Raw genomic sequence first — 23887 nt, forward strand, 5'->3', positions numbered from 1 at the left:
CCACCGCATCGTTCGCATGCCCGCGCCGCCGCGCAAGCAGCTGCGCGTGACGCTCGGCCAGCATTCGCTGGCGGGGCTTCACGCGCCGGTCAACCAGGACTTCCACGGCGCCATGCTGCCCGAGGGCGCGCTGCGCGTGTCCAAGGGCATCGCCGTGGCGCTGGCCGACGGCATCGGCTCCAGCCGCGTGAGCCAGGTGGCGAGCGCGGCGGCCGTGCGCGGCTTTCTCGACGACTACTACGCCACCTCCGACACCTGGTCGGTGCAGCGCGCGGCGCAGCGCGTGCTGGGCGCCACCAACGCCTGGCTGCATGCGCAGACGATGCGCAGCGACGCGCGCTTCGACAAGGACAGCGGCTACGTCTGCACCTTCAGCGCGCTGATCCTCAAGGGCCGCGACGCGCACCTGCTGCACGTGGGCGACGCGCGCATCCACCGGCTGCATGCCGGCGCGCTCGAACAGCTCACCGAGGACCACCGCGTGCGCGTGTCGTCGGTGGAGTCGTACCTCGGGCGCGCGCTGGGCGCGGGCGCCCATGTCGAAATCGACCACCGCTGCTGGCAAGCCGAGGTGGGCGAGGTCTACCTGCTGGCCACCGACGGCGCCTACACGCACCTGGACGCCGCCGCCGTGCACGAGGCGCTGGCGCTGCATGCCGACGACTTCGACGAAGCAGCGCGTTGGCTCGCGGAAGCCGCGCGCACCCGGGGCAGCACCGACGACATCACGGTGCAGCTGCTGCGCATCGACGAGCTGCCCGACGCCGCCGCGCCGCCCGCGCAGCTGCAGCGCGAAGGCCTGGCGATGCCGCCGGCGCTGGCGCCGCGGGCCCGCTTCGAGGGCTTCAGCCTCGTGCGTGAGCTGCACATGAGCGCGCGCAGCCACGTCTACCTGGCCACCGACGACGCCACCGGCCAGCCCGCCGTGCTGAAGCTGCCGTCGGTCGACCTGCGCGACGACCCCGGCTACCTCGACCGCTTCGTGCTCGAGGAGTGGGTGGCGCGGCGCATCGACAGCCCGCACGTGCTCAAGGCCAGCGCCATCGAGCGCCCGCGCGCGCACCTGTACGTGGCCATGGAATACGTCGACGGCCACACGCTCGCGCAATGGATGGTCGACCACCCCCGGCCCGACCTGGACAGCGTGCGCGGCATCGTCGCGCAGCTGGTGCGCGGGCTGCAGGCGCTGCACGGCAAGGAGATGCTGCACCAGGACCTGCGGCCCGAGAACGTGATGATCGACCGCGCCGGCACCGTGAAGATCATCGACCTGGCCGCGACCCACGTGGCCGGCCTGGCCGACGGCAGCGGCGAAACCCGCGCGCTGGCCATCGAAGGCACGCTGCAGTACACCGCGCCCGAGTACTTCACCGGGCACGGCGGCAGCGCGCGCTCCGACCTGTTCTCGCTGGCCGCGATCGTCTACCAGATGCTGTGCGGCCAGCTGCCCTACGGCCTGCAGGTGTCGTGCATCCGCACGCAAGCCGACGTGGGGCGGCTGCGCTATGTGCCCGTGCGCCACCTGCGGCCCGAGCTGCCCGCCTGGATCGATGCCGTGCTGCAGAAGGCGCTGCACCCGCAGGCCGCGAAGCGGCAGCAGGCGGTGTCGGAGTTCGCGCACGACCTGCGCGCGCCGGGCCCGGAGTTCTGGAGTGCGCGGATGCCGCCGCTGATCGAGCGCCGCCCGGTGCTGTTCTGGCAGTGCACCAGCGTGCTGCTGGCCGCGGCGGTGGTGGTGCTGCTCGGGCTGCGCGCCTTCGGGCGCTGAGAAGAAAGAAGGAAGGCTCAGCCCGCGCGCTTGGTGCGGATGGCCTTCGAGGCGCGCGAGTTCGGTTCGCGGCCCAGCGCTTCGCTGATGTACACGCCCGCGTCGATGAGCTTGTCCAGGTCGATGCCGGTGGCGATGCCCATGCCGTGCAGCATGTAGACCACGTCCTCGGTCGCGACGTTGCCCGTCGCGCCCTTGGCGTAGGGGCAGCCGCCCAGGCCGGCCGAGGACGACTGGAAGTTCCACACACCCAGCTCGAGCGCCGCCAGCGTGTTGACCAGCGCCTGCCCGTAGGTGTCGTGGAAGTGGCCGGAGATGGCGTCGACATCGAAGTGCGCCAGCGTGGCCTCCATGGCCGCCTGCACCTTGCGCGGCGTGCCCACGCCGATGGTGTCGGCCACGTCCACGCGCTGCACGCCGATGCCCTTCATCAGCTGCGCAAGGTAGCCGACCTTGGCCGGCGCGATCTCGCCTTCGTAGGGGCAGCCCACGGTGCACGACATCGCGCCGCGCACGGCGATGCCCTTGGCGCGCGCCGCCTCGACCACGGGCGCGAAGCGCTCGATGCTCTCGGCGATCGAGCAGTTGATGTTCTTCTGGCTGAAGGCCTCGCTCGCGGCGCCGAACACCACGATCTCGTCGGGCCACTCTTCGCGCGGCGCGGCAATGGCGGCCTCGAAGCCCTTCATGTTGGGCGTGAGCACCGAGTAGAGAACGCCCGGCTTGCGCGTGATGCCGTGCATCACTTCGGCGTTGTCGGCCATCTGCGGCACCCACTTGGGCGAGACGAAGCTGGTGACCTCGATCTCTTTCAGGCCGGCGTCCTGCAGGCGGTGCACGAGGCCGATCTTGACCTCGGCGGAGACGGGTTGCTTTTCGTTCTGGAGGCCGTCGCGCGGACCGACGTCGACGAGCTTGACCTGGGTGGGGAGTTTCATGGGATGTCTCTGGTGTCGCTGTCGCGGGAGGGGGATGAAAAACCGGCTTCGATTGTCTGACACATGGGCTTGCGCTGCTTGGTACACAAGTCGCGGAAGGTAGCAATGCGCGCCTGTGGGGTTGCAAATGGTGCCAACCGGTCGGCCCCGCCGGAAAACAGCCGCTAGACGGTCTCGCGCTGCGCGAAGCCGTCGGGCAGATTGCTCGCGGCTTCGGCCTCGCTCACATCGACCGCCTCCACGCGCGCACCGGCCGGCCCCTGGCGCGCCCAGTGCACCAGCGCCTCGACCGCATCGGCCTTGCCGGCCACGAGCGCTTCGACCTTGCCGTCGCGCCGGTTGCGCACCCAGCCGCGCACGCCGAGCCGCTGCGCGGCCTGCACCATCGACCAGCGATAACCCACGCCCTGCACGAGGCCGTGGACGACGAGATGGCGGGTGATGGTGGCGTGTGGGTTCATGGGCAATGGTCAGTACGACTTCGGCAGCCCCAGTGCCTTCTCGGCGATGAAGTTCAGGATCATCTGCGGGCTGACCGGCGCGATGCGCGGGATGTAGCTCTCGCGCAGCAGGCGCTCGACATGGTATTCCTTCGCGTAACCCATGCCACCCAGCGTGAGCACGGCGTTCTGGCAGGCGTCGTGCGCCGCCTCGGCCGCGAGGTACTTGGCGGCGTTGGCCTCGATGCCGCAGGGCTCGCCCGCGTCGTACAGCGTGGCGGCCTTGAGCATCATCAGGTCGGCCGCCTCCAGGTTGGCCCAGGCGCGCGCGAGCGGATGCGCCACGCCCTGGTTCTGGCCGATGGGCCGGCCGAACACGACGCGCTCCTGCGCGTACTGCGAAGCGATGCGCAGCGCGGCGCGGCCGATGCCGATGGCTTCGGCGGCGATCAATATGCGCTCGGGGTTCAGGCCGTGCAGAATGTATTCGAAGCCCCGGCCTTCCTCGCCGATGCGGTTTTCCTCGGGCACCTCGAGGCCGTCGATGAAGAGCATGTTCGAGTCGACCGCCGCGCGGCCCAGCTTGTGGATCTCGCGCACCTCGACCTTGCTTCGGTCCAGCGCCGTGTAGAACAGCGTGAGGCCCTGCGTGGGCTTCTTCACCTGGTCCAGCGGCGTGGTGCGCGTGAGGATCAGCATGCGGTCGGCCACCTGCGCGGTCGAGATCCAGATCTTGCGGCCGTGCAGTACATAGCTGCCGTTCGGCTGGCGCACCGCCTGCGTCTTGAGGCTGGTGGTGTCGAGCCCCGCGTCGGGCTCGGTCACGGCGAAGCAGGCTTTCTCGGTGCCCGCGATGAGCGGCGGCAAAAAGCGCTGGCGCTGCGCCTCGGTGCCGAACACCACCACGGGGTTGAGGCCGAAGATGTTCATGTGCACCGACGACGCGCCCGACATGCCCGCGCCCGACGCGCTGATGGCGCGCATCATCAGCGCCGCCTCGGTGATGCCGAGCCCCGCGCCGCCCTGCGCCTCGGGCATGGCGATGCCGAGCCAGCCGCTGTCGGCGACGGCGCGGTGGAACTCGTGCGGGAACACGGCGCGGTCGTCGTGGTCGCGCCAGTAGTCGAGGGGGAAGTCTTCGCACAGGCGTTCGATGGCCGCGACGAGCGAGCGCTGGTCTTCGTTCAGGGAGAAATTCATTCGCTGTTGCCTTTCATGGGTTCCGGCTGCAGCGTGACGCCGCGCGCGAGCATGCGGTCGATGGCGTCGTCGTCATAGCCCGCTTCGCGCAGCAACTCCACGCTCTGCTCGCCGATGCGCGGCGCGGGCCGGCGGATGGCTGCGGGGGTCACGCTGTATCGACCGACGGGCGCGAGCGTGCGGATGCGGCCTTCGCTCGGGTGATCGAACTCGGGGAAGAAATCGACGGCGCGCAGGTGCGGGTCGTCGAGCAGGCTCTCGGTGGTGTGCAGGCGCGCGACCGGGATGTCGGCGGCTTCGAGCAGCGCCATCCATTCGTCGCTGCCGCGCGTGGCCATCACCTCGGCCACGAACGCGTAGACCGCGCCGATGTTCGCGGCGCGCGCCGTGTGCGTGCCGAACATCGGCGAGCTGCGCAGCTCCGGCCGGCCGATCACGTCGAAGAAGGCCTGCCAGTGCTTGTCGTTGTAGATGAGCACGCCGAGGTAACCGTCGGCCGTGGCGTAGGGCTTGCGGTGCTCCGCGAGCAGGCGCGCGTAGCCGGTGGGACCGAGCGGCGGCTCGAAGCTGTGGCCGCCGAGGTGGTCGCCCATGACGAACTGCGAGAGTGCCTCGAACATCGGCACTTCCACCGCCTGGCCTTTGCCGGTGCGCTGCGCGCTGAGCACGGCCGCGAGCAGCGCGATGGCGGCCTGCAGGCCCACGGCGCGGTCGGCCAGCGTGACGGGCGCGTAGCGCGGCGCACCGCCGCTTTGCTGCGCGAAGAGCGAGGCGACGCCGGCCGCGCCCTGGATCAGGTCGTCGTACGCGGGCTTGCCGGCATAGGGGCCTTCTTCGCCGTAGCCGAAGGCGCCGAGGTAGACGATCTTCGGATTGACCGCCGCCACGGCTTCGTAGCCGAGCCCCAGCCGCGCCATCGCCTGCGGGCGCGTGTTGTAGATGAGCGCATCGCAGCCCGCCGCGAGCCGCAGGCAGGCCTCGCGGCCTTCGGGCTGCTTGAGGTCGAGCACGATGGAGCGCTTGTTGCGGTTCAGGTGCATCGCCATCGCGCCCATGCCCGCATGGCGCATCGGGCCGACGGCGCGCAGGTTGTCACCCGACGGCGGCTCGACCTTGATGACGTCGACGCCGAGGTCGCCGAGGGTCTGCGTGGCGTACGGGCCCATCACCACGGCCGTGAGGTCGAGGATGCGGATGCCTTCGAGGGGGCCGAGAGAACCGGTCGCGCTCATTCGGGTTGGATGCCCGCGGCCTGGATCAGCTTCTTCCACTTCGCCAGCTCGGACACGGTGAAGGCCCCGAGTTCTTCCGGCGTGCTGCCGAACGCATCGAAGCCCAGCTTCGTCACGCGCTCGCGGAAGGCGGCACCGTTCGCCATCTCCGACAGTGCCTTGTTGAGTTTGAGCACGACATCGCGCGGCGTGCCGGCCGGCGCGAACACGCCGTTCCACGAGGTGATGTCGAAACCCTTGAGCTCGGGCGTGTCGGCCAGCGGCGGCAGTTCGGGAAAGAGCTTGGTGCGCTCCTGCGTGGTGACCGCAATCGCGCGCATCTTGCCGGCCTTGACCGTGGCGAGCCCCGCGGCGAGGTCGACCACCATCATCGACACCTGCCCGCCGATGAGGTCGGCGATGGCCGGCGGCGTGCTCTTGTAGGGTACGTGCAGCATCGGGATGCCGCTCATGCGCGACAGCGTGGCGCCGCTCACGATGCCGGTGCTGTTGCCGCTGGCGTAGGTGAGCTTGCCCGGATGCGCGCGGCCCCAGGCCAGAAGCTCGGCCACGCTCTTCACGGGCAGGTCGTTGTTCACCACCAGCATGAACGGCAGGTTGCCCATGCGGCTGACGGGCGCGAAGTCTTTCACCGGGTCGTAGGGCAGCGACTTCATCAGGCTCGGGTTGGCCGAGTGCGTGGTGTTGGTCGTCATGAAGAGCGTGTAGCCGTCGGGCGGCGCCTTGGCCACCAGCTCGGCCGCGATCACGCCGCTGGCGCCGGCCCGGTTGTCGACGATCACCGAGGCCTTGAGCGCCTCGCCCAGCATCTGCGCGGTGATGCGCGCCACCGCGTCGGTGCCGCTGCCGGCCGCGAAGGGCACGACGAGCTTGATCGGTTGCTTCGGATAGCCGCCGTCCTGCGCGAAGGCCCAGGGCGCGGCGCCCACGAGGCCTGCCGCAGCGCCGATGGAAATGAAACGGCGGCGGCTTTCCACCGCGACTGTTTCTGTCGCGTTCTTCGTCTGCATGGTTGTGTCTCCGGGGTTGTCGTTCAGGGCCGGATCACGCGCTCCGGCGATTCCTCGTACGGCGGGCTGTAGATCACCAGCACGCGCACCGGCTCGTCGCTCACCACCGTGAAGGTGTGCATCGCGTCGGCCGGAAAAAAGCAGCTGTCGCCGGGGTGCAGCTCCTGCCGCTGGCCGCCCACCTCAGCGACCGCGCGGCCTTCGAGCATGTAGCAGACCTGTTCGATGCCCGGGTGCGCATGCGGCAGCGCGCCCTTGCCCTTCTGGATGTGGCCCACCAGCACCTCGAGCTGCTTCGCACCCACCGTCTCGGGACCGATCAGGCGCTTGTTCAGCGTGCCCGTGTGGTTGGCGGGGTGGTAGCCGGTGATCTCGTCCTCGCGGACGAAGTAGCGCGCAGCGGTGGCAGTCATCGGGGGCTTTCTGTCTTCGGTTCGATCGCGAGGCAGGCCGAGCGCAGCATCGCGGCGATGTCGTCGATGCGCGCTTCCATGCGGTAGCGCGGGCCGGCCACCGAGATTGCGTAGGCCTCGCCGCCGATGCGCAGCGGCCATGCCAGGCCGATCAGGTCGGGAATGCTTTCGCCGAGGTTGCCGTACCAGCCGCGCGCGGCGCCGCGCTGCAGCTCGGCCTCGATGGCATCGGCGGTGGTGAGCGTGGCGTCGGTCAGCGGCGCGAGCGTCATGCCCTCGAGCAGCTTGCGGCGCGCTTCGGGTGCGAGCGTGGACAGCAGCGCGCGGCCCATCGAGTTGGCGTACGCGGGGCGCGTTTCGCCCGACTCGGCCGTGTAGCGGATGCGCTGCGGTGCGCTCAGCACGTCAAGATAGACGACGTTTTCCGCATCACGAAACTTGCCGAACACCACCGTTTCGCAGGCGGCGTCGCGCAGTTCCTCGAGCGTGGCCTTCACCCGGTCGAGCACCGGGTCGTGCGCGGCGATGACCTGCGCCATGGCCAGCAGCCGGCCCGTGGGGTAGTAGCCCTGGCGGCGGCCGGTCTCGTACATGTAGCCCTGCTCTTCGAGCGTGCGGATCAGGCCCAGGCAGCTGGACACCGGCATGTCGAGCAGCCGCGCCATCTCGGACAGGGCCAGCGGCTGCTTCTCCCGGGCGAAGAGCTCGACGATCTCGATCACGCGAAACGCTGTTTTCACAACCATGAAGAAATTTTCTCGTATGTGAAAAACAAAAGCGTCGGGGTTTTCCCCCGCCGGCCGCGTGTCAGCCGGTCGTCGTCGTCGGCGCAGGGCCGTCAGTAGCCGCGGACGGGATCGACGATGCCGGCGATCGGCAGGCCCTGCTCCATCGCGCGGATCTTCCCGGCGATCTGGGCGATGGACTCCTCGCGCAGCGTGCGCGCCGAGCCGTGCGGCGTCACGGTGATCTTCGGGTGGCGCCAGAAAGCGTGGTCGGCCGGCAGCGGCTCGACCTGGAACACGTCGAGCGTCGCGCCCGCGAGCTGGCCGGCGTCGAGCATCGGGATCAGGTCGTCTTCCACCAGGTGGCCGCCGCGCGCGATGCTGATGAGGTAGCCCTCGGGCTTGAGCTTGCCCAGCGTCGTGCGGTTCAGGATGCCGCGCGTGGACTCGGTCAGCGGCAGCAGGTTGACCAGCACGCGCGTGGAGGCCAGGAACTCGTCGAACTGCGCCTCGCCGCTGAACACCTGCACGCCGCCGAGCGCCTTGGGCGAACGGCTCCAGCCGAGCACCGGAAATTCGAACTGCGCCACCGCCTTGGCCACGCGCTCGCCGAGCACGCCCAGGCCCATGATGCCGACCGGAAAGTCGCGCCGCAGCTTCGGCTTGCGGTAGCTCCACTTGCCCTCGCGCGCATCGGCCTCGTACACGTCGAACTCGCGGAAGTGGCGGATGAGCGTGTGGCACACGTACTCGGCCATCTGCACCGACATGCCCGCGTCGTCCAGGCGCACGATGCGCGTGTGCGCCGGCACCTTGAGCTTGAGCAGCGCATCGACGCCCGCGCCGATGTTGAACAGGCCGCGCAGGTCGGGCTGCTCGTCGAGGAACTGCTGGGGCGGCGCCCACACCACGCCGTGGTCGGCCTGCGGCGCGCCGGGCGTCCAGGCTTCGATGGTGGCTTCGGGGAGTTCGGCCTTCAGGCCATCGATCCAGGGATCGGGACGGTTGTCGGTGAGGTAGACGGAGATTCGCATGGGCGCCATCTTAGAAGGCACCGGCTTGTTGCGCCGCGCGCCATCTCCTATGCTCGACCGCATTCAGCCACCCAGGAGACACCTTCCATGATCAAAGTCAGCGTGATGTACCCCCACACCCCCGGCGCGCGGTTCGACCACGACTACTACCGCGACCAGCACATGCCGATGCTCAAGGCCCGCATGGGCGACGCCTGCCTCTCGTACACCATCGACAAGGGCCTGGGCGGCGGCGCACCGGGCGCGCCGCCCACGTATGTCGGCATGTGCCACGTGTTCGCCGAATCGGTCGAGTCCTTCCAGAAGGCCTTCGGCCCGCACGTGAAGGAGATCATGGGCGACGTGAAGAACTACACCGACATCGCGCCGGTGATGCAGATCAGTGAAGTGGTGGTGGGCTGACGGGCGCTTGCCCCAGGTCCGTCGGAACGCGGGCCATCAACCCCACGCCCGGCACGTAACCCCGGTCCGCTTCGTCGAGCCGCGTCGGGTCGACACTCCACGCATCGGCAAGCGCCGTGACGTCCTCTTCGCCGGGCACGACGCTACGGCCAGTCGGACGGACCTGGCGGTCGGCGTCGCGCCGCGACATGCCTGAGGCGACCAGCGCTGCCTCCCGTGCGAATTCATCCTCGAGCAGGTCCGAGAGCCGATCGCGCGCATCGACCGGTGACAGTCCGCTGAGCACGGCAAAGCCCAGTGAGGCTTCCTCGGCGCTCTGTGCGCCCACGTTGGCATAGACCTCGCCGCTGCTGCCCGCATAGCTGAACTGCCGCCCGGGCTCGCCGCGGCGTGCGCGCGCCCAGGTGACGAAGTCGGCGACACGGTGGCTGCCAAAGAATTGCGCTTCGCCGAAGTGGTCCTTCAGGCGCGTGAAGATCACGTCGAAGGCCTGCCCGATGCCTTCGAGGCGGTCCTCCGGGTACACGGCGGGATACGGCAGGCCGTCCCCCACGAGAAGCACCCAGCCCTCGACGGGCGGTGATGCGAACACCCAGGGGGCCTGTCCGCCAGACGTCCGGCGGTAGGCCGCCGCGATGCCGGTGTGCCAGTTGGCCGGCCCTTCGGACGCCCACCCGAGGGCATCGAGCACTTGTGCGGGGTCCGAGGCTTGCACGGCAAACCAGCAGACCTTGTAGCCGAAGGGCTCCGGCAGGTCCGGGGTCGCGTCGAACTGCGGCGGAGGTGCCTCGACGGGTGGCGCGGGCGGGTTCCGTGGTGGGCGCTTCAAGGGCTTCGGCGGCGTCGGGGGCGCCGAGGCCCACGGGGCGGCAATCAACCGTTCCATGGGCTGGGCGGGTTTGACGTCGAAGGTGTAGCGCAGTGCAGGGGGCGCTGCGGGCGGTGGCGCCGGTTCAGGCGCAGCCGGCACAGAGGCAGGCACCGCCCCATCGTCCTGCGCCTTCCCCAGGCCCAGTCCCGCAAGAAACTTCCGAAATCGACCCACCATGCGGCCCCTCCTTCCTGTCGTGCGGCCACCCTGCGTCGGGTGCGGCCGGCGCGCAGTGTCTCACGCCGACTTGGCGCGGCGACGACGCCACAGCACCCGCACCAGCCACCCCACGGGCAGCACCACCAGCAGCAGCCACGGCAGCGCCGCGGCCACGAAGGTGATGAGCGCGCCCACGCTTTCGGCCAGCACGTCGCCGGCGTTGCGCAGCGCGTGCGCCATCGGGCTGTAGCCGTCGCTGCCGCTGACCAGCGCGCGCTTGGGCGTGAACTGGATCTGGATGTGCTGCTTGCTGGTCTGCTGCGCCAGCACCTTGCGCTGGGTGGCGATGGCGTCGAGCTCGGCCTGCGTGTCCGACAGCGTGCGCTGGATCGCCAGCAGGTCGGCCATGGTGCGCTTGGTGACGGTGTCGCGCAGCATGACGCGCAGGCTGTCGCGGAACTCGGTGCGGTTCTTGATGCGGGCCTGGACGTCGATCACCTCGGAGGTCTTGTCCTCGCTGGTGGTGGTGTGCGAGACCACGTTCGCCACGCCGGCCAGGCCGCCGAGCAGCTTGTCGACGTCGGCGGGTTCCACGCGCATCTCGAGCAGGGCGTTGCCCGGCTGCTGCGGCGTCTCGCGCAGCAGCGAAGACGACAGCAGCTCGCACTTCAGCGTGCCGCACAGGTCGCGCACCTTGCCCCAGGCGTCGGCGAGCTGTTCGGCCGGCACTTCGACGTTCAGGTCCTGGCGCACGGCCAGGAAGCGCTGCAGCGCGGTCTCGCCGCTGCCCTGCCGCGCCTCGTCGGACTGCGACGCGGCGATCTCGGCCTGCGGCGCACGCGCCCTCTGTTCCTTCATGGCCATGCCGCCGCCGTAGCCCATCGGCGGCGCCTGCATGGGCGCAGGCGCGGAGGCCGGTGCAGCCGACTCGGCACTGTGCTGGCGGTCGCAGCCAGCCAGCGACAGGGCAGCCGCCAGGGCCAGCAGGACAGCGCCCGCGCGGTGGCGCACAGCGGCGCGGGAGGTCGACACGGAAAGGGTGCGGCGGCTCATCAGGACTCCTTGAAAAGAATGACTACCACCGCTGATACGGGCGACGACCCGCAACGGGGTTAAGCCGCCGCAGCCATTCGCAACAATTCGTCGCCTTCCGCCACCTGCTCGCCCGGCGAGAACATCAGCTCCTCCACCGTGCCGTCGGCCGGCGCGGCGATGGTGTGCTCCATCTTCATGGCTTCCATCACGGCCAGCGGCTGGCCGCGGCTGACCTTGTCGCCGGCCTTGACCGCGAAGGACACGACCTTGCCGGGCATCGGCGCCGTGAGGCGGCCGCCTTCGGCGTGGGTGTCGCCCGCGTGGGCGAGGCGGTCGATGGCCGTGAGGCGCGTGGCGCCCTTCGCCGCGAACACGTGGGCGGTGGCGCCGTCCAGGTGCACATCGAGGGTCTGGCGCGTGCCGGCGAACTCGAGCTCGAACTCGCCCGTGGGAAAGCGCCCGATGGTGAGCGGGCCTTCGACACCGCCCACTTCGAGGTTCAGGCCGCCGTCGCGGCGGTAGGTCAACAGCGCGCTGTGCTCGGCACCGCGGAACTCGAAGTCGAAGCGGCGCTTGTACTCGCCATGTGCGCGCCAGCCGTCGCGGCGCTCGAAGGGGTCGGGCAGCTGCGTCGGCCACTCGGTGACCAGCGTGCGCGTGATGGCGGCGGCCGCGGCCAGCGGCAGGCCCAGTGGCTCGCGGTCGAACAGCACGGCGCGCTCGCGCTCGATGAGCGCGGTGTCGAGGTTGGCCTTCGAGAACGACTCGGTCGCCAGGATGCCGCGCAGGAACTGCACGTTGGTCGACACGCCCACGATCTGCACCTGGGCCAGCGCGGCATCGAGCCGGGCCAGCGCTTCGGCGCGCGTGCTGCCGTGCACGATGAGCTTGGCGATCATCGAATCGTAGAAGGGCGAGATCTCGCCGCCCTCGCGCACGCCGTCGTCGATGCGCACGCGGCTGCGCTGGAAGGCGGTGGCCTGCGGCTTGCGGTACACGCGCAGCGTGCCAGTGGCGGGCAGGAAGTTGTTGTCGGGGTTCTCGGCGCAGATGCGCGCCTCGATGGCGTGGCCGTGGATCTGCAGCTCCGACTGCTTGGCGGGCAGCGGCTCGCCCGAGGCCACGCGCAATTGCCATTCGACGAGGTCGAGGCCCGTGATGGCTTCCGTGACCGGATGCTCCACCTGCAGGCGCGTGTTCATCTCCATGAAGAAGAAGTTCATCTCGCCGCCTTCGCGCTGCTCGACGATGAACTCCACGGTGCCCGCGCCCACGTAGTTCACGGCGCGTGCCGCGGCCACGGCGGCATCGCCCATCTGCTTGCGCATCGCCTCGGTCATGCCAGGCGCGGGCGCTTCCTCGAGCACCTTCTGGTGGCGCCGCTGCACCGAGCAGTCGCGCTCGAACAGGTAGACGTAGTTGCCCTGCGTGTCGCCGAACACCTGGATCTCGATGTGGCGCGGGCGCTGCACGTACTTCTCGATCAGCACCGCGTCGTCGCCGAAGCTGTTGATGGCTTCGCGCTTGCACGAGGCCAGCGCGGCTTCGAAGTCGGCGGCCTTGTCGACCGCGCGCATGCCCTTGCCACCGCCGCCGGCGCTGGCCTTGATGAGCACCGGGTAGCCGATGCGGTCGGCCTCGCGCTGCAGCAGCGCCGGGTCCTGATCGGCACCGTGGTAGCCGGGCACGAGCGGCACGCCGGCCTTTTCCATCAGCTGCTTCGACTCGGCCTTCAGGCCCATGGCCTTGATCGCCGAGGGCGGCGGGCCGATGAAGGCCAGGCCGGCGTCGGCGCAGGCCTGTGCGAACTCTTCGTTCTCGCTGAGGAAGCCGTAGCCCGGGTGCACCGCTTCGGCGCCCGTGGCCTTGGCGGCTTCGAGGATCTTTTCCCAGCGCAGGTAGCTGTCCTTCGGGGCGCTGCCGCCGAGGTACACCGACTCGTCGCAGGCGCGCACATGGTTGGCGTGCGCGTCGGCGTCGGAGTACACCGCCACGGTGCGAACGGCCATGCGGCGAGCGGTTGCGGCCACGCGGCAGGCGATCTCGCCACGGTTGGCGATGAGGATCTTCTTAAACATTCGGAGTGTCTCCCGGAGGATTCTTTTTCAGTTGAAAGGCGGACGTGACGCCCGGATCGGGCCGGCCACTGAAGATGCGTGCCACGCGGCTGAACAGCGCGCGCAGAAAACGCCAGCTCTTGCGGATGAGCCACACGCTGAGCACGAGCACGAAGACGAACAGCACGAGAAAGACCAGCGGATGCGCCACCGCGAGCCACAGCCCGGCCGGCACCATCGAGTCTTCGACCAGCGAGGCGCCGACGTTCGAAAACGGCTCGGGCGAGGTGTTGATGGCCGCGCGCGTGGTGGCCTTGGCCGCATGCGCCGTGGCCGCGAAGCCGCCGCCCAGCAGCGCCGCGACGACGGCCATGGCGCCATGGTCGGCACCGAACACGCTGGCCGCGAGCGCCGCGCCGGCGGGGATGCGGATGGCGGTGTGCACCACGTCCCAGAGCGAATCGAGGCCCGGGATCTTGTCGGCGAAGAACTCGACGAACACCATGAAGCCGCTGACCGCGAGCACGATCGGATGCGCGAGCATCTGCAGCCCCGCAGGCAGTGGCACCCAGCCGAAGTAGCCGACCAGGCCGGTCAGCAGCACGACGAGGTACAGACGCACGCCGCTGGCCCAGCCGATGGCGGCGGCCAGTGCGAGCAACTGGGGCATGTCGAGTGCGTTCATGGCGGTCCTTGGTTGGCTATCAGCCGGCGAGCCAGGACGGCTTGCGCTTCTGCAGGAAAGCCTGCACGCCCTCGCGGCCTTCGTCGCTGGCGCGGATGTCGGCGATGCCTTCAACCGTCTTGGCGATGAGCGCGCTGTCGATCTCGCGGCCGGCCACGTCGGCGATCAGCTGCTTGCAGGCGCGCACGGCGGCGGGGCTGGCACCGGTGAGGGCCTTCAGCAGTTCGTCGACCTTGGCGTCGAGCGCGTCGGCGGCCACCACCTCATGCACGAAGCCGATGCGGTGCGCCTCGGCGGCGGTGAAGCGCTCGGCCGTGAGGAAGTAGCGCTGCGAGGCACGCGGGCCCATCGCACGCAGCACGTACGGGCTGATGGTCGCGGGCACGAGGCCGATCTTCACTTCGCTGAGGCAGTACCACGCGGTGTCCACGCTCACGGCCATGTCGCACGCGGCCACGAGCCCCATGCCGCCCGCGTACACGTCGCCCTGCACGCGCGCGATGGTGGGCTTGGGGCACTCGGCGATGGTGCGCAGCATGTCGGCCAGCTTGCCCGCGTCGGCGAGGTTCTCGCCCCGCGTGTAGTCGGCCATGCGGCGCATCCAGTTGAGGTTGGCGCCCGCGCAGAAGGCCGGGCCGTTCGCGCCGAGCACGACGGCCTTGACCTGCGGCGCGGCGCCGGCCTCGAGAAAGGCCTGCGTCAGCTCGGCGATCACGACGTCGTCGAAAGCGTTGCGCGCGTCGGGCTGGTCGAGCCAGATGCGTGCGACCGCGCCGTCGATGGCGAGGTTCAGCTTGGTGAAGGTGCTGCTCATGCGGTGCCCCTGGTCACATGCGGAAGATACCGAACTTCGGCTCGGGAATGGGCGCGTTGCGCGATGCGGCCAGGCCCAGGGCGAGCACGCGGCGCGTGTCGGCCGGGTCGATGATGCCGTCGTCCCACAGGCGCGCGGTGGCGTAGTAGGGGTGGCCCTGGTCTTCGTACTGCTGGCGGATCGGGGCCTTGAAGGCTTCTTCTTCGTCGGCGCTCCAGCTGCCGCCCTTCAGTTCGATGCCGTCGCGCTTCACGGTGGCCAGCACGCTCGCGGCCTGCTCGCCGCCCATCACGCTGATGCGCGCGTTGGGCCACATCCAGAGGAAGCGCGGGCTGTACGCGCGGCCGCACATGCCGTAGTTGCCGGCGCCGAAGCTGCCGCCGATGATGATCGTGAACTTGGGCACGTTGGCCGTGGCCACGGCCGTCACCATCTTGGCGCCGTGGCGTGCAATGCCTTCGTTCTCGTACTTGCGGCCCACCATGAAGCCGGTGATGTTCTGCAGGAACACCAGCGGGATCTTGCGCTGGCAGCACAGCTCGATGAAGTGCGCGCCCTTCTGCGCCGACTCGCTGAACAGGATGCCGTTGTTGGCGATGATGCCGACCGGCATGCCCTCGATCTCGGCGAAGCCGCAGACCAGCGTGGCGCCGAAGCGGGCCTTGAACTCGTGAAACTCGCTGCCGTCGACGATGCGCGCAATGATCTCGCGCACGTCGAAGGGCTTGCGCGTGTCGGTGGGGATCACGCCGTACAGCTCCTCGCGCGGGAAGTCGGGTGCGCGCACTGCGGCGCCTTCCGGCGTGTCGGCGGCCTTCGCGTTGAGGTTGGCCACCGCCGAGCGCGCCAGCGCCAGCGCGTGCAGGTCGTTCTGCGCCAGGTGGTCGACCACGCCCGACAGGCGCGTGTGCACGTCGCCGCCGCCCAGGTCTTCGGCCGACACGACCTCGCCGGTGGCCGCCTTCACGAGCGGCGGGCCGCCCAGGAAAATGGTGCCCTGGTTCTTCACGATGATCGATTCGTCGCTCATCGCCGGCACGTACGCGCCGCCGGCCGTGCACGAGCCCATGACCACCGCGATCTGCGGAATGCCCTGGGCGCTCATGTTGGCCTGGTTGTAGAAGATGCGGCCGAAGTGCTCGCGGTCGGGGAACACCTCGTCCTGGTTCGGCAGGTTGGCGCCGCCCGAGTCCACGAGGTAGATGCAGGGCAGGCGGTTCTGCTCGGCGATCTCCTGTGCGCGCAGGTGCTTCTTCACCGTCATCGGGTAGTAGGTGCCGCCCTTCACGGTCGCGTCGTTGCACACGATCATGCAGTCGACACCGTTCACCCGACCGATGCCCGCGATGATGCCGGCGCCGGGCGCCGACTCGGCGCCCTTGGCATCGAGGTACATCGCATGCGCGGCCAGCGGCGCGATCTCGAGGAAGGGCGTGCCCGGGTCGAGCAGCTCGGCCACGCGGTCGCGCGGCAGCAGCTTGCCGCGCGCCGTGTGCTTGGCGCGCGCGGCCTCGCCGCCGCCCTGCTCCACTTTCGCGAACTGCTGCTGCAGGTCGTCGACCAGCGCGCGCATGGCGGCAGCGTTCGCCTGGAAGTCTGCGGACCGTGCGTTGAGTTTGGTTTCGAGTTTGCTCATGCTGTCTTTTCTTGGCTGAGACCGAGCTGCTCGGTCATGGCGTCGCGGATCTTGAATTTCTGGATCTTGCCGGTCACCGTCATCGGGAACTCAGAGACGAACTGGATGTACTTGGGCACCTTGTAGTGCGCGATCTGCCCCTTGCAGAAATCGCGGATCTCGGCGTCGGTGGCGCTCTGGCCGGGCTTGACGATGATCCAGGCGCACAGCTCTTCGCCGTACTTCTTGTCGGGCAGGCCGACCACCTGCACGTCCTGCACCTTCGGGTGGCGGTACAGGAATTCTTCGATCTCGCGCGGGTAGATGTTCTCGCCGCCGCGGATCACCAGATCCTTGATGCGCCCGACGATGTTCACGTAGCCCTCGGCGTCCATGGTGGCGAGGTCGCCGGTGTGCATCCAGCGCTCGGCATCGATGGCCTCGCGCGTCTTGGGCTCGTCTTCCCAGTAGCCGTGCATCACCGAGTAGCCGCGCGTGCACAGCTCGCCCGACTGGCCCGGCGGCATGATCGCGCCGGTCTCGGGGTCGATGATCTTCACCTCGAGGTGCGGCTGCACGGTGCCTACCGTGGACACGCGGCGGTCCAGCGGCGTGTCGGTGCTGCTCTGGCAGCTGACGGGACTGGTTTCGGTCATGCCGTAGGCGATGGTGATCTCGCCCAGGTGCATCTCGTTGACCACGCGCTTCATCACTTCGATGGGGCACGGCGAGCCGGCCATGATGCCGGTGCGCAGGGTCGACAGATCGAACTCCTTGAAGCGCGGATGGTCCAGCTCGGCGATGAACATCGTGGGCACGCCGTGCAGGCCCGTGCACTTCTCGGCCTGCACCGTCTCGAGCACCGTGAGCGGGTCGAAGCCGTCGTTCGGGTACACGATGGCCGAGCCGTGCGTGAGGCAGGCCAGGTTGCCCAGCACCATGCCGAAGCAGTGGTACAGCGGCACCGGAATGCACAGGCGGTCGGCCGGCGTGAGCTTCATGCACTCGCCGATGAAGAAGCCGTTGTTCAGGATGTTGCGGTGCGTGAGCGTCGCGCCCTTGGGAAAGCCCGTGGTGCCGCTGGTGAACTGGATGTTGATCGGGTCGGTGGCCTTCAGCGTCTTCTGCGTGGCGGCCACGCGCGCATCGGCCGCATCGCCGCCGGCCAGCAGCTCGCTGAAGCGGCGCATGCCGGGCTGCTCGTCGCCCTGGCCGGGCTTGTCGATCCAGAAGGTGTGCTGCAGCAGCGGCAGCTTGGCCGGGCCCAGCTCGCGCAGCATGCCCAGGTAGTCGCTGGTCTTGAACTGCGCCATCGTCACCAGCGCCTTGCAGCCGACCTTGTTGAGCGCGTACTCGAGCTCCGAGGTGCGGTAGGCGGGGTTGATGTTCACGAGGATCAGGCCGACCTTGGCGGTGGCGATCTGCATCAGCACCCAGGGCACGTTGTTGTGCGACCAGATGCCCACGCGGTCGCCGGGCACGAGCCCCAGGTCCATCAGCGCGCTGGCGAGGCGGTTCGAGGCGGCCTGCAGCTCGCGGTAGGTGAAGCGCTGGCCTTCGTGGCGGCTGACGAGGGCTTCGCGGTCAGGCTGCTTCTCGACCATGTCGTCGAAGAAGTCGCCAATGGCTTGCTCGATGAGGGGGACGTCCGTGGCGCCTTGGGCCAGGCTCTGCGTCAGTGGCATCGTCTTGTCTCCTTGTCTGGCGCCCTCTCCCTGCGGGGAGAGGGTGGGGTGAGGGTGTGCGGCGACTTATGCCGTTTCTGAGAACAGCTCGCGGCCGATGAGCATGCGGCGCACTTCGCTCGTGCCCGCGCCGATCTCGTACAGCTTGGCGTCGCGCCACAGCCGCTCGACCGGGAAGTCCTTGGTGTAGCCCACGCCGCCCAGCGTCTGGATCGCCTCGCCGGCCATCCAGGTTGCCTTCTCGGCCGAGTACAGGATGGCGCCCGCCGCGTCCTTGCGGAAGGTGCGCGCATGGTCGTTGCGGTCGCAGGCCTTGCCCACGGCGTACACGTAGGCGCGGGTGGCCTGCCAGGTCGAGTACATGTCAGCGATCTTGCCCTGCATCAGCTGGAACTCGCCGATGCTCTGGCCGAACTGCTGGCGCTCGTGGATGTAGGGAATCACGGCGTCCATGCAGGCGGCCATGATGCCCAGCGGGCCGCCCGAGAGCACGGCGCGCTCGTAGTCCAGGCCGCTCATCAGCACCTTGGCGCCCATGCCTTCGCCGCCGAGCACGTTCTCTTCGGGCACTTCGCAGTTGTCGAAGAACAGCGGGAAGGTGTTGGAGCCGCGCATGCCGAGCTTGTCGAGCTTGGTGCCGGCCGAAAAACCTTTGAAATTCTTTTCGACGATGAAGGCCGTCATGCCGCGCGCGCCCATCTCGGGTTCGGTCTTGGCGTAGATGACCAGCGTGTCGGCGTCGCCGCCGTTGGTGATCCACATCTTGCCGCCGTTGAGCACGTAGTAGCCGTCCTTTTTGTCGGCCTTGAGCTTCATGCTCACCACGTCGGAGCCGGCGTTGGGCTCGCTCATGGCCAGCGCGCCGACGTGCTCGCCGCTCACCAGCTTGGGCAGGTATTTCTTCTTCTGCGCTTCGCTGCCGTTGCGGTGGATCTGGTTCACGCACAGGTTGGAGTGCGCACCGTACGACAGGCCCACCGAGGCCGAGGCGCGCGAGACTTCTTCCATGGCCACGATGTGGGCCAGGTAGCCCAGCTCGGTGCCGCCGAATTCTTCCTTCACCGTCATGCCGTGCAGGCCCAGCTCGCCGAGCTTTTGCCACAGGTCGTGCGGGAACAGGTTGTCGCGGTCGATCTCGGCGGCGCGGGGCGCGATTTCGTTGGCGGCGAAGTCCTGGATCGCGCTGCGCAGCGCGTCGATGTCGTCGCCCAGGTCGAAGTTGAGGCCGAAATCGTGCATGAGTCTTGTCTCCTCTGAAGGGGTCGGCGCGCAGGGCTGCCCGCGCGGATGGCGCTTGAAAAAACGCAGCTTACGCCTCGTGGCGCCGCAATTGGCGCCACAATGGTTGCAAATTGCGCCACGACCGATGCCCTCCACCACGTCGTCCCCCGCCTTCCTGCGACCCGCCCGCGCCGTCACGCCGATGGCCTTCGTGCGAGCCATCGTGCAAGGGTATGCCCGCTACGGCAAGGACCCGGCGCAGGCCCTGCAGGCGGCACAGATCGCGCCGCGCGAACTGGCCCGCCCGGGCGCGCGGGTGACGGCCGCGCAGTTCGAGGCGCTGTCGGGCCACGCGATGCAGGAGCTGGACGACGAGGCGCTGGGCTGGTTCTCGCGCCGCCTGCCCTGGGGCAGCTACGGCATGCTGTGCCGCGCCTCGCTCACCTCGCCCGACCTGGGCGTGGCCATGAAACGCTGGTGCCGCCACCACCGCCTGCTGACCGAGGACATCACGCTCGCGCTGGAGGTGGCCGGCGGCGTGGCCACGCTGCGCATCACCGAGAACCGCCCGCTCGACCCGGCATTCCGCGAGTTCTGCCTGGTGACCAGCCTGCGCTTCATGCACGGGTACGTGTGCTGGGCCATCGACTCGCGCATCTCGCTGCGCCAGGCCACCTTTCCGTTCGCGGCACCGCCGCACCGCGACGCCTACCCGCTGATGTTCACGCCCGACGTGCACTTCGACGCGCCGCAGGCCAGCATCAGCTTCGACGAGCGCTACCTCGCGCTGCCGCTGCTGCGCGACGAGCGCGCGCTGCGCACCATGCTCAAGCGCGCCCTGCCGCTCACGGTGCTGCAGTACCGCCGCGACCGCCTGCTGGGCCAGCGCGTGCGCGAACTGCTGCGCGCGCGCGCCGGCGAGGCCACCACGGCGGAGGCGCTGGCGGGGCTGCTGAACGTGTCGGGGCGCACCTTGCACCGGCAGCTGCACGAAGAAGGCACCTCGCTGCAGGTGCTGAAGAACGAGGTGCGGCACGAACTCGCGGTGGAGCAGCTGCGCCGGACCACGCGGCCGATCAAGCAGGTGGCGCTGGCAGTGGGCTTTCGCAACGAGAAGAGCTTTTCGCGCGCGTTCCTGCAGTGGACGGGGCACGCGCCCAGGGACTTTCGGCAGCTGGGGTTGTAGCGAGTTTGTTCAGGGCGCGTGCACAGGCCACCGGGTACTTCCCTCCGCGAATGTCCCCCGGGGCTTCGCCCCTCCTCCTTGATTTCGCTGCGGGAAGCACCCAGTGTCCTGCGCCCGCTGAGCGCTGTCGTTGTGCCGGTCGATCAACAACCGCACTGCCCAACGCTCACGTCGAAGGGGTGCCTTGCGCAGCGAAATTAAGGGGGAGCCCGAAGGGCGGAGGACATTCGCGGAGCAAGGCGCCCCGTCGGCGGGAGCGTCGCCCTGAACAACGAAACTCAGGCCGGCAAATCGATCAACGCCAGCGCATCGGCGATCGACTGGCTGTCTTCCGGCCGCACCAGCTTCGCGACCTGTTGCCCGTCGCGCATGAACACCAGCGTGGGCCACAGCCGCACGTTGAACGAACGCCCCAGCGGACGGCCGCTGCCGTCTTCCACCTTGATGCGGCGCACGTTCGGGTACTGGGCAAAGGCCTCGGCAATGTTCGGCTGCGCGGCCTTGCAGATGCCGCACCAGTTGGTGCCGAACTCCACCACGGCCGGGCCCTGAAGCGCGTCGATCTCGCTGCGGTCGGGTTGCTCGGTCTGGTACTCGGAGGTCATGGGCAGGGTCCTTGCGAATTCGTGGGAAGGAGCGCGTGAAGGCGACGGGCGCGCCACACGCTGACGGGCGTCATTGCACCAGAAACTCAGGCCGCCTGCAGGCCGTAGCCGGCCAGCAATGCGGGCAGCCCGGTCATGTCGCAGAACACGGCCACGGCGCCCGCGGCGCGCAGCGCGCCCGGGCCGCTGTGACCCGACTCGCCCGTGCTGTAGCCGAACACCGTGGCACCGGCAGCCACGCCGGCCATCGCGCCGGTGACCGTGTCTTCGACCACCGCGCAGCGCTTCGGATCGACACCGAGCGCTTCCGCCGCGGCCAGGTACACGTCGGGATGCGGCTTGGAGCGCGGCATCTCATGGCCGCTGAAGATGCGGCCCTCGAAGCAGTCGAGCAGGCCGACCTTGGCCAGCTGCAGCTCGACCTTGTGGCGGTCGGCCCCCGAAGCGCAGGCGATGCGGCCCTTGAGCCGCGCATGGATCTCGCGGATGGCGGCGGGTGCGTGGGGAATGGCGACGAGGTCGCGGTCCAGCGCCTCGTTGCGGCGGGCGCGGAAGCCGCGCAGCCAGTCGTCGGTGATCTTGAAGCCCGTCTTGGCCTCGATGAGCGCCGTTTCGTCCTTCACGGCCTTGCCGGTGAAGATGTTCATCGATTCCTCGGCCGTGAGCTGCCAGCCGAGCTCGCCGAGCATGTCGGCGAGCACGCGGTTGGTGATGGGTTCGGAATCGACGAGCACGCCGTCGCAATCGAAGAGAACGGCGGAAAAGGGGAAAGGGGTCATTGCGAGGCTGGAGTTCAGAGGTCTGGCCCCATGGTAGCAACGCCCCCTTTCCGCACGGGCAGACTCAGGCTATCGGGCCATCTCAGGCCACTGGCCGGATCGGGATGTAGATCTCGCCACCGCCGGCCATGAATTCTTTCGACTTCTCTTCCATGCCCTCGGCCATGGCAGCCGCCTCGGCCACGCCCTTCTTGGCCGCGTACTCGCGCACTTCCTGCGTGATCTTCATCGAGCAGAACTTGGGGCCGCACATCGAGCAGAAATGCGCCACCTTGCTCGAATCTTTCGGCAGCGTCTCGTCGTGGAATTCGCGCGCCGTGTCGGGGTCCAGGCCCAGGTTGAACTGGTCTTGCCAGCGGAACTCGAAGCGCGCCTTGCTCAGGGCGTCGTCGCGCGAGCGCGCACCCGGGTGACCCTTGGCCACGTCGGCCGCGTGCGCGGCGATCTTGTAGGCAATGATCCCCTGCTTCACGTCGTCGCGGTCGGGCAGGCCCAGGTGCTCCTTGGGCGTCACGTAGCAGAGCATCGCCGTGCCGGCCCAGCCGATCATCGCGGCGCCGATGGCGCTGGAGATGTGGTCGTAGCCCGGTGCGATGTCGATGGTCAGCGGGCCGAGCGTGTAGAACGGCGCCTCGTGGCAGTGCTTGATCTGCTCGTCCATGTTGGCCTGGATCATGTGCATCGGCACGTGGCCCGGGCCTTCGATCATGGTCTGCACGTCGTGCTTCCAGGCGATCTGCGTGAGCTCACCCAGCGTGCGCAGCTCGGCAAACTGGGCCTCGTCGTTCGCGTCGGCACCCGAGCCGGGGCGCAGGCCGTCGCCGAGCGAGAAGCTCACGTCGTAGGCCTTCATGATGTCGCAGATGTCTTCGAAGTGCGTGTAGAGGAAGCTCTCCTTGTGGTGCGCGATGCACCACTTGGCCATGATCGAGCCGCCGCGCGACACGATGCCCGTCATGCGGTCGGCCGTGAGGTGGATGAACGGCAGGCGCAGGCCCGCGTGGATGGTGAAGTAATCGACGCCCTGCTCCGCCTGTTCGATGAGCGTGTCGCGGTAGATTTCCCAGGTGAGGTCTTCGGCCACGCCGCCCACCTTTTCGAGCGCCTGGTAGATCGGCACCGTGCCGATGGGCACCGGCGAGTTGCGCACGATCCAGTCGCGCGTGGTGTGGATGTTCTTGCCGGTCGACAGGTCCATCACGTTGTCGGCGCCCCAGCGGATGGCCCACACCAGCTTCTCGACCTCTTCCTCGATGCTCGAGGTGACGGCCGAGTTGCCGATGTTGGCGTTGATCTTCACCTTGAAGTTGCGCCCGATGGCCATCGGCTCGACCTCGGGGTGGTTGATGTTCGCGGGAATGATCGCGCGGCCGCGGGCCACTTCGTCGCGCACGAACTCGGGCGTGATGATGCGCGGAATGCTCGCGCCCATCGGGTTGCCCGCCACGCGCTTGGCGCGCTCCTCGTTGGCCAGGTACTCGGCCATCCACTCGCGCTTGCCGTTCTCGCGCAGAGCCACGTACTCCATCTCGGGCGTGACGATGCCGCGGCGCGCGTAATGCATCTGGGTGACGTTGGCGCCCGACTTGGCGCGGCGCGGCGTGCGTTGCAGTGCCGAGGCACCGGCGCGCAGCTCGGCCAGGCGCTGCGCGTCGCGGTCTTCGTTCTTGGCGCCGTCGTCCAGCGCGTGGTGCGTGCGGCCTTCATAACTTTCGGTGTCGCCGCGCTCGATGACCCAGGCGCTGCGCACATCGGGCAGGCCGCGGCGCACGTCGATCTCGACCTTCGGGTCGGTGTAGGGGCCCGAGGTGTCGTACAGGGAGACGGTTTCGCCGTTGGTCAGCGCCACGTCGCGCACGGGCACGAACAGGTCGGGCCGGCTGCCCGGAATGACGCACTTGTGCGAGGCGGGAAAGGGTTCGCGCGTCAGCGACAGCAGCGAGGTGAATTTATCGGGGGCATTCATCGGAGGCACTCCTTGTTGAGGGAAAGGGTGCTCCGCAATCGCTCGTG

At 68.9% G+C, this 23887-nt stretch carries 22 protein-coding genes; 3 read left to right on the forward strand and 19 right to left on the reverse strand.

Annotation, left to right across the window (positions count from 1 at the left end; genetic code table 11):
- The first annotated feature begins 16 nt into the window (after positions 1-16).
- Positions 17-1768, forward strand: coding sequence for a bifunctional protein-serine/threonine kinase/phosphatase (locus VHAB30_RS28690; RefSeq protein WP_159279438.1), 1752 nt, complete (start codon positions 17-19; stop codon positions 1766-1768).
- A 17-nt stretch (positions 1769-1785) separates the two neighbouring features.
- Here the strand turns inward: VHAB30_RS28690 and VHAB30_RS28695 are convergent, their stop codons facing one another.
- The 8 genes from VHAB30_RS28695 to VHAB30_RS28730 form a co-directional block, all read right to left on the reverse strand.
- On the reverse strand, positions 1786-2706 hold the full coding sequence (locus tag VHAB30_RS28695; RefSeq protein WP_159279439.1) for a hydroxymethylglutaryl-CoA lyase: 921 nt from the start codon (positions 2704-2706) through the stop codon (positions 1786-1788).
- A 164-nt stretch (positions 2707-2870) separates the two neighbouring features.
- Entirely contained in the window at positions 2871-3167 is a 297-nt protein-coding gene (locus VHAB30_RS28700) for an acylphosphatase (protein ID WP_159279440.1), read from the reverse strand.
- 9 nt (positions 3168-3176) lie between these two features.
- Positions 3177-4346 carry an acyl-CoA dehydrogenase family protein gene (locus VHAB30_RS28705; protein WP_159279441.1) on the reverse strand — a complete coding sequence of 390 codons (1170 nt, stop codon included), beginning with the start codon at positions 4344-4346 and terminating at the stop codon, positions 3177-3179.
- The gene (locus tag VHAB30_RS28710) at positions 4343-5578 is read right to left on the reverse strand and encodes a CaiB/BaiF CoA transferase family protein (protein WP_159279442.1); all 1236 of its coding nucleotides are present in this window, start codon (positions 5576-5578) and stop codon (positions 4343-4345) included. Before VHAB30_RS28710 ends, VHAB30_RS28705 begins: the two co-directional genes overlap by 4 nt.
- Positions 5575-6588 carry a Bug family tripartite tricarboxylate transporter substrate binding protein gene (locus VHAB30_RS28715; RefSeq protein WP_159279443.1) on the reverse strand — a complete coding sequence of 338 codons (1014 nt, stop codon included), beginning with the start codon at positions 6586-6588 and terminating at the stop codon, positions 5575-5577. Before VHAB30_RS28715 ends, VHAB30_RS28710 begins: the two co-directional genes overlap by 4 nt.
- A 23-nt stretch (positions 6589-6611) precedes the next feature.
- On the reverse strand, positions 6612-7001 hold the full coding sequence (locus VHAB30_RS28720) for a cupin domain-containing protein (protein ID WP_095746917.1): 390 nt from the start codon (positions 6999-7001) through the stop codon (positions 6612-6614).
- Positions 6998-7747, reverse strand: coding sequence for an IclR family transcriptional regulator (locus tag VHAB30_RS28725; protein WP_159279444.1), 750 nt, complete (start codon positions 7745-7747; stop codon positions 6998-7000). The genes VHAB30_RS28720 and VHAB30_RS28725 overlap by 4 nt, the downstream gene beginning before the upstream one ends.
- Before the next feature lie 92 nt (positions 7748-7839).
- Complete coding sequence (locus VHAB30_RS28730; protein ID WP_159279445.1) at positions 7840-8760, reverse strand: 2-hydroxyacid dehydrogenase; 921 nt, start codon at positions 8758-8760, stop codon at positions 7840-7842.
- Positions 8761-8847: 87 nt separating this feature from the next.
- Between VHAB30_RS28730 and VHAB30_RS28735 the strand changes: the two genes are divergently transcribed.
- Positions 8848-9162 (forward strand): EthD family reductase, encoded by a 315-nt coding sequence (locus tag VHAB30_RS28735; protein WP_119552476.1) that lies wholly within the window; start codon positions 8848-8850, stop codon positions 9160-9162.
- Here VHAB30_RS28735 and VHAB30_RS28740 read toward each other — a convergent pair.
- The 8 genes from VHAB30_RS28740 to VHAB30_RS28775 all read right to left on the reverse strand — a co-directional run bounded on the left by VHAB30_RS28740 (position 9140) and on the right by VHAB30_RS28775 (position 19322).
- Positions 9140-10048, reverse strand: a complete 909-nt coding sequence (locus VHAB30_RS28740; protein ID WP_159279446.1) for a hypothetical protein — start codon at positions 10046-10048, stop codon at positions 9140-9142. The two genes, VHAB30_RS28735 and VHAB30_RS28740, sit on opposite strands and share 23 nt — an antisense overlap.
- A 222-nt stretch (positions 10049-10270) precedes the next feature.
- Positions 10271-11245: a DUF4349 domain-containing protein gene (locus VHAB30_RS28745; protein WP_159279447.1), complete on the reverse strand. Its 975-nt coding sequence runs from the start codon at positions 11243-11245 to the stop codon at positions 10271-10273.
- 59 nt (positions 11246-11304) lie between these two features.
- Positions 11305-13305: an acetyl-CoA carboxylase biotin carboxylase subunit gene (locus VHAB30_RS28750; RefSeq protein ID WP_159279448.1), complete on the reverse strand. Its 2001-nt coding sequence runs from the start codon at positions 13303-13305 to the stop codon at positions 11305-11307.
- Complete coding sequence (locus VHAB30_RS28755; protein ID WP_095947914.1) at positions 13298-13969, reverse strand: DUF4126 domain-containing protein; 672 nt, start codon at positions 13967-13969, stop codon at positions 13298-13300. The genes VHAB30_RS28750 and VHAB30_RS28755 overlap by 8 nt, the downstream gene beginning before the upstream one ends.
- A 19-nt stretch (positions 13970-13988) precedes the next feature.
- Positions 13989-14783, reverse strand: a complete 795-nt coding sequence (locus VHAB30_RS28760; RefSeq protein WP_159279449.1) for an enoyl-CoA hydratase/isomerase family protein — start codon at positions 14781-14783, stop codon at positions 13989-13991.
- A 13-nt stretch (positions 14784-14796) separates the two neighbouring features.
- Positions 14797-16419 carry a carboxyl transferase domain-containing protein gene (locus VHAB30_RS28765; RefSeq protein ID WP_159279450.1) on the reverse strand — a complete coding sequence of 541 codons (1623 nt, stop codon included), beginning with the start codon at positions 16417-16419 and terminating at the stop codon, positions 14797-14799.
- Positions 16416-18083, reverse strand: coding sequence for an AMP-binding protein (locus VHAB30_RS28770; protein ID WP_159279451.1), 1668 nt, complete (start codon positions 18081-18083; stop codon positions 16416-16418). The genes VHAB30_RS28765 and VHAB30_RS28770 overlap by 4 nt, the downstream gene beginning before the upstream one ends.
- A 66-nt stretch (positions 18084-18149) precedes the next feature.
- Complete coding sequence (locus VHAB30_RS28775) at positions 18150-19322, reverse strand: isovaleryl-CoA dehydrogenase (RefSeq protein ID WP_062478706.1); 1173 nt, start codon at positions 19320-19322, stop codon at positions 18150-18152.
- 127 nt (positions 19323-19449) lie between these two features.
- Between VHAB30_RS28775 and VHAB30_RS28780 the strand changes: the two genes are divergently transcribed.
- The gene (locus tag VHAB30_RS28780) at positions 19450-20490 is read left to right on the forward strand and encodes an AraC family transcriptional regulator (protein ID WP_062478709.1); all 1041 of its coding nucleotides are present in this window, start codon (positions 19450-19452) and stop codon (positions 20488-20490) included.
- 278 nt (positions 20491-20768) lie between these two features.
- On the opposite strand, the gene VHAB30_RS28785 is transcribed toward VHAB30_RS28780, so the two are convergent.
- From VHAB30_RS28785 to thiC, 3 genes are all read right to left on the reverse strand, one after another.
- Positions 20769-21095: a thioredoxin family protein gene (locus VHAB30_RS28785; protein ID WP_062478711.1), complete on the reverse strand. Its 327-nt coding sequence runs from the start codon at positions 21093-21095 to the stop codon at positions 20769-20771.
- A gap of 86 nt (positions 21096-21181) precedes the next feature.
- Positions 21182-21874, reverse strand: a complete 693-nt coding sequence (locus VHAB30_RS28790; protein WP_159279452.1) for an HAD family hydrolase — start codon at positions 21872-21874, stop codon at positions 21182-21184.
- A gap of 82 nt (positions 21875-21956) precedes the next feature.
- A complete protein-coding gene (gene thiC, locus VHAB30_RS28795) occupies positions 21957-23840 on the reverse strand; it encodes a phosphomethylpyrimidine synthase ThiC (RefSeq protein WP_062478718.1) in 1884 nt (627 codons plus the stop codon).
- Between the last annotated feature and the right edge of the window lie 47 nt (positions 23841-23887).

The sequence above is a fragment of the Variovorax boronicumulans genome (assembly GCF_009811375.1).
Lineage (GTDB): Bacteria > Pseudomonadota > Gammaproteobacteria > Burkholderiales > Burkholderiaceae_C > Variovorax > Variovorax boronicumulans.

What these genes read in the sequence shown, in the direction of transcription:
- VHAB30_RS28710 (WP_159279442.1), bottom strand. Translation starts at nt 5,578, where the DNA reads ATGAGCGCGACCGGTTCTCTCGGCCCCCTCGAAGGCATCCGCATCCTC.
- VHAB30_RS28745 (WP_159279447.1), bottom strand. Translation starts at nt 11,245, where the DNA reads ATGAGCCGCCGCACCCTTTCCGTGTCGACCTCCCGCGCCGCTGTGCGC.
- VHAB30_RS28725 (WP_159279444.1), bottom strand. Translation starts at nt 7,747, where the DNA reads ATGGTTGTGAAAACAGCGTTTCGCGTGATCGAGATCGTCGAGCTCTTC.
- VHAB30_RS28785 (WP_062478711.1), bottom strand. Translation starts at nt 21,095, where the DNA reads ATGACCTCCGAGTACCAGACCGAGCAACCCGACCGCAGCGAGATCGAC.
- VHAB30_RS28765 (WP_159279450.1), bottom strand. Translation starts at nt 16,419, where the DNA reads ATGAGCAAACTCGAAACCAAACTCAACGCACGGTCCGCAGACTTCCAG.
- thiC (WP_062478718.1), bottom strand. Translation starts at nt 23,840, where the DNA reads ATGAATGCCCCCGATAAATTCACCTCGCTGCTGTCGCTGACGCGCGAA.
- VHAB30_RS28780 (WP_062478709.1), top strand. Translation starts at nt 19,450, where the DNA reads ATGCCCTCCACCACGTCGTCCCCCGCCTTCCTGCGACCCGCCCGCGCC.
- VHAB30_RS28755 (WP_095947914.1), bottom strand. Translation starts at nt 13,969, where the DNA reads ATGAACGCACTCGACATGCCCCAGTTGCTCGCACTGGCCGCCGCCATC.
- VHAB30_RS28695 (WP_159279439.1), bottom strand. Translation starts at nt 2,706, where the DNA reads ATGAAACTCCCCACCCAGGTCAAGCTCGTCGACGTCGGTCCGCGCGAC.
- VHAB30_RS28730 (WP_159279445.1), bottom strand. Translation starts at nt 8,760, where the DNA reads ATGCGAATCTCCGTCTACCTCACCGACAACCGTCCCGATCCCTGGATC.
- VHAB30_RS28775 (WP_062478706.1), bottom strand. Translation starts at nt 19,322, where the DNA reads ATGCACGATTTCGGCCTCAACTTCGACCTGGGCGACGACATCGACGCG.
- VHAB30_RS28715 (WP_159279443.1), bottom strand. Translation starts at nt 6,588, where the DNA reads ATGCAGACGAAGAACGCGACAGAAACAGTCGCGGTGGAAAGCCGCCGC.
- VHAB30_RS28700 (WP_159279440.1), bottom strand. Translation starts at nt 3,167, where the DNA reads ATGAACCCACACGCCACCATCACCCGCCATCTCGTCGTCCACGGCCTC.
- VHAB30_RS28770 (WP_159279451.1), bottom strand. Translation starts at nt 18,083, where the DNA reads ATGCCACTGACGCAGAGCCTGGCCCAAGGCGCCACGGACGTCCCCCTC.
- VHAB30_RS28690 (WP_159279438.1), top strand. Translation starts at nt 17, where the DNA reads ATGCCCGCGCCGCCGCGCAAGCAGCTGCGCGTGACGCTCGGCCAGCAT.
- VHAB30_RS28735 (WP_119552476.1), top strand. Translation starts at nt 8,848, where the DNA reads ATGATCAAAGTCAGCGTGATGTACCCCCACACCCCCGGCGCGCGGTTC.
- VHAB30_RS28750 (WP_159279448.1), bottom strand. Translation starts at nt 13,305, where the DNA reads ATGTTTAAGAAGATCCTCATCGCCAACCGTGGCGAGATCGCCTGCCGC.
- VHAB30_RS28720 (WP_095746917.1), bottom strand. Translation starts at nt 7,001, where the DNA reads ATGACTGCCACCGCTGCGCGCTACTTCGTCCGCGAGGACGAGATCACC.
- VHAB30_RS28790 (WP_159279452.1), bottom strand. Translation starts at nt 21,874, where the DNA reads ATGACCCCTTTCCCCTTTTCCGCCGTTCTCTTCGATTGCGACGGCGTG.
- VHAB30_RS28705 (WP_159279441.1), bottom strand. Translation starts at nt 4,346, where the DNA reads ATGAATTTCTCCCTGAACGAAGACCAGCGCTCGCTCGTCGCGGCCATC.
- VHAB30_RS28760 (WP_159279449.1), bottom strand. Translation starts at nt 14,783, where the DNA reads ATGAGCAGCACCTTCACCAAGCTGAACCTCGCCATCGACGGCGCGGTC.
- VHAB30_RS28740 (WP_159279446.1), bottom strand. Translation starts at nt 10,048, where the DNA reads ATGGAACGGTTGATTGCCGCCCCGTGGGCCTCGGCGCCCCCGACGCCG.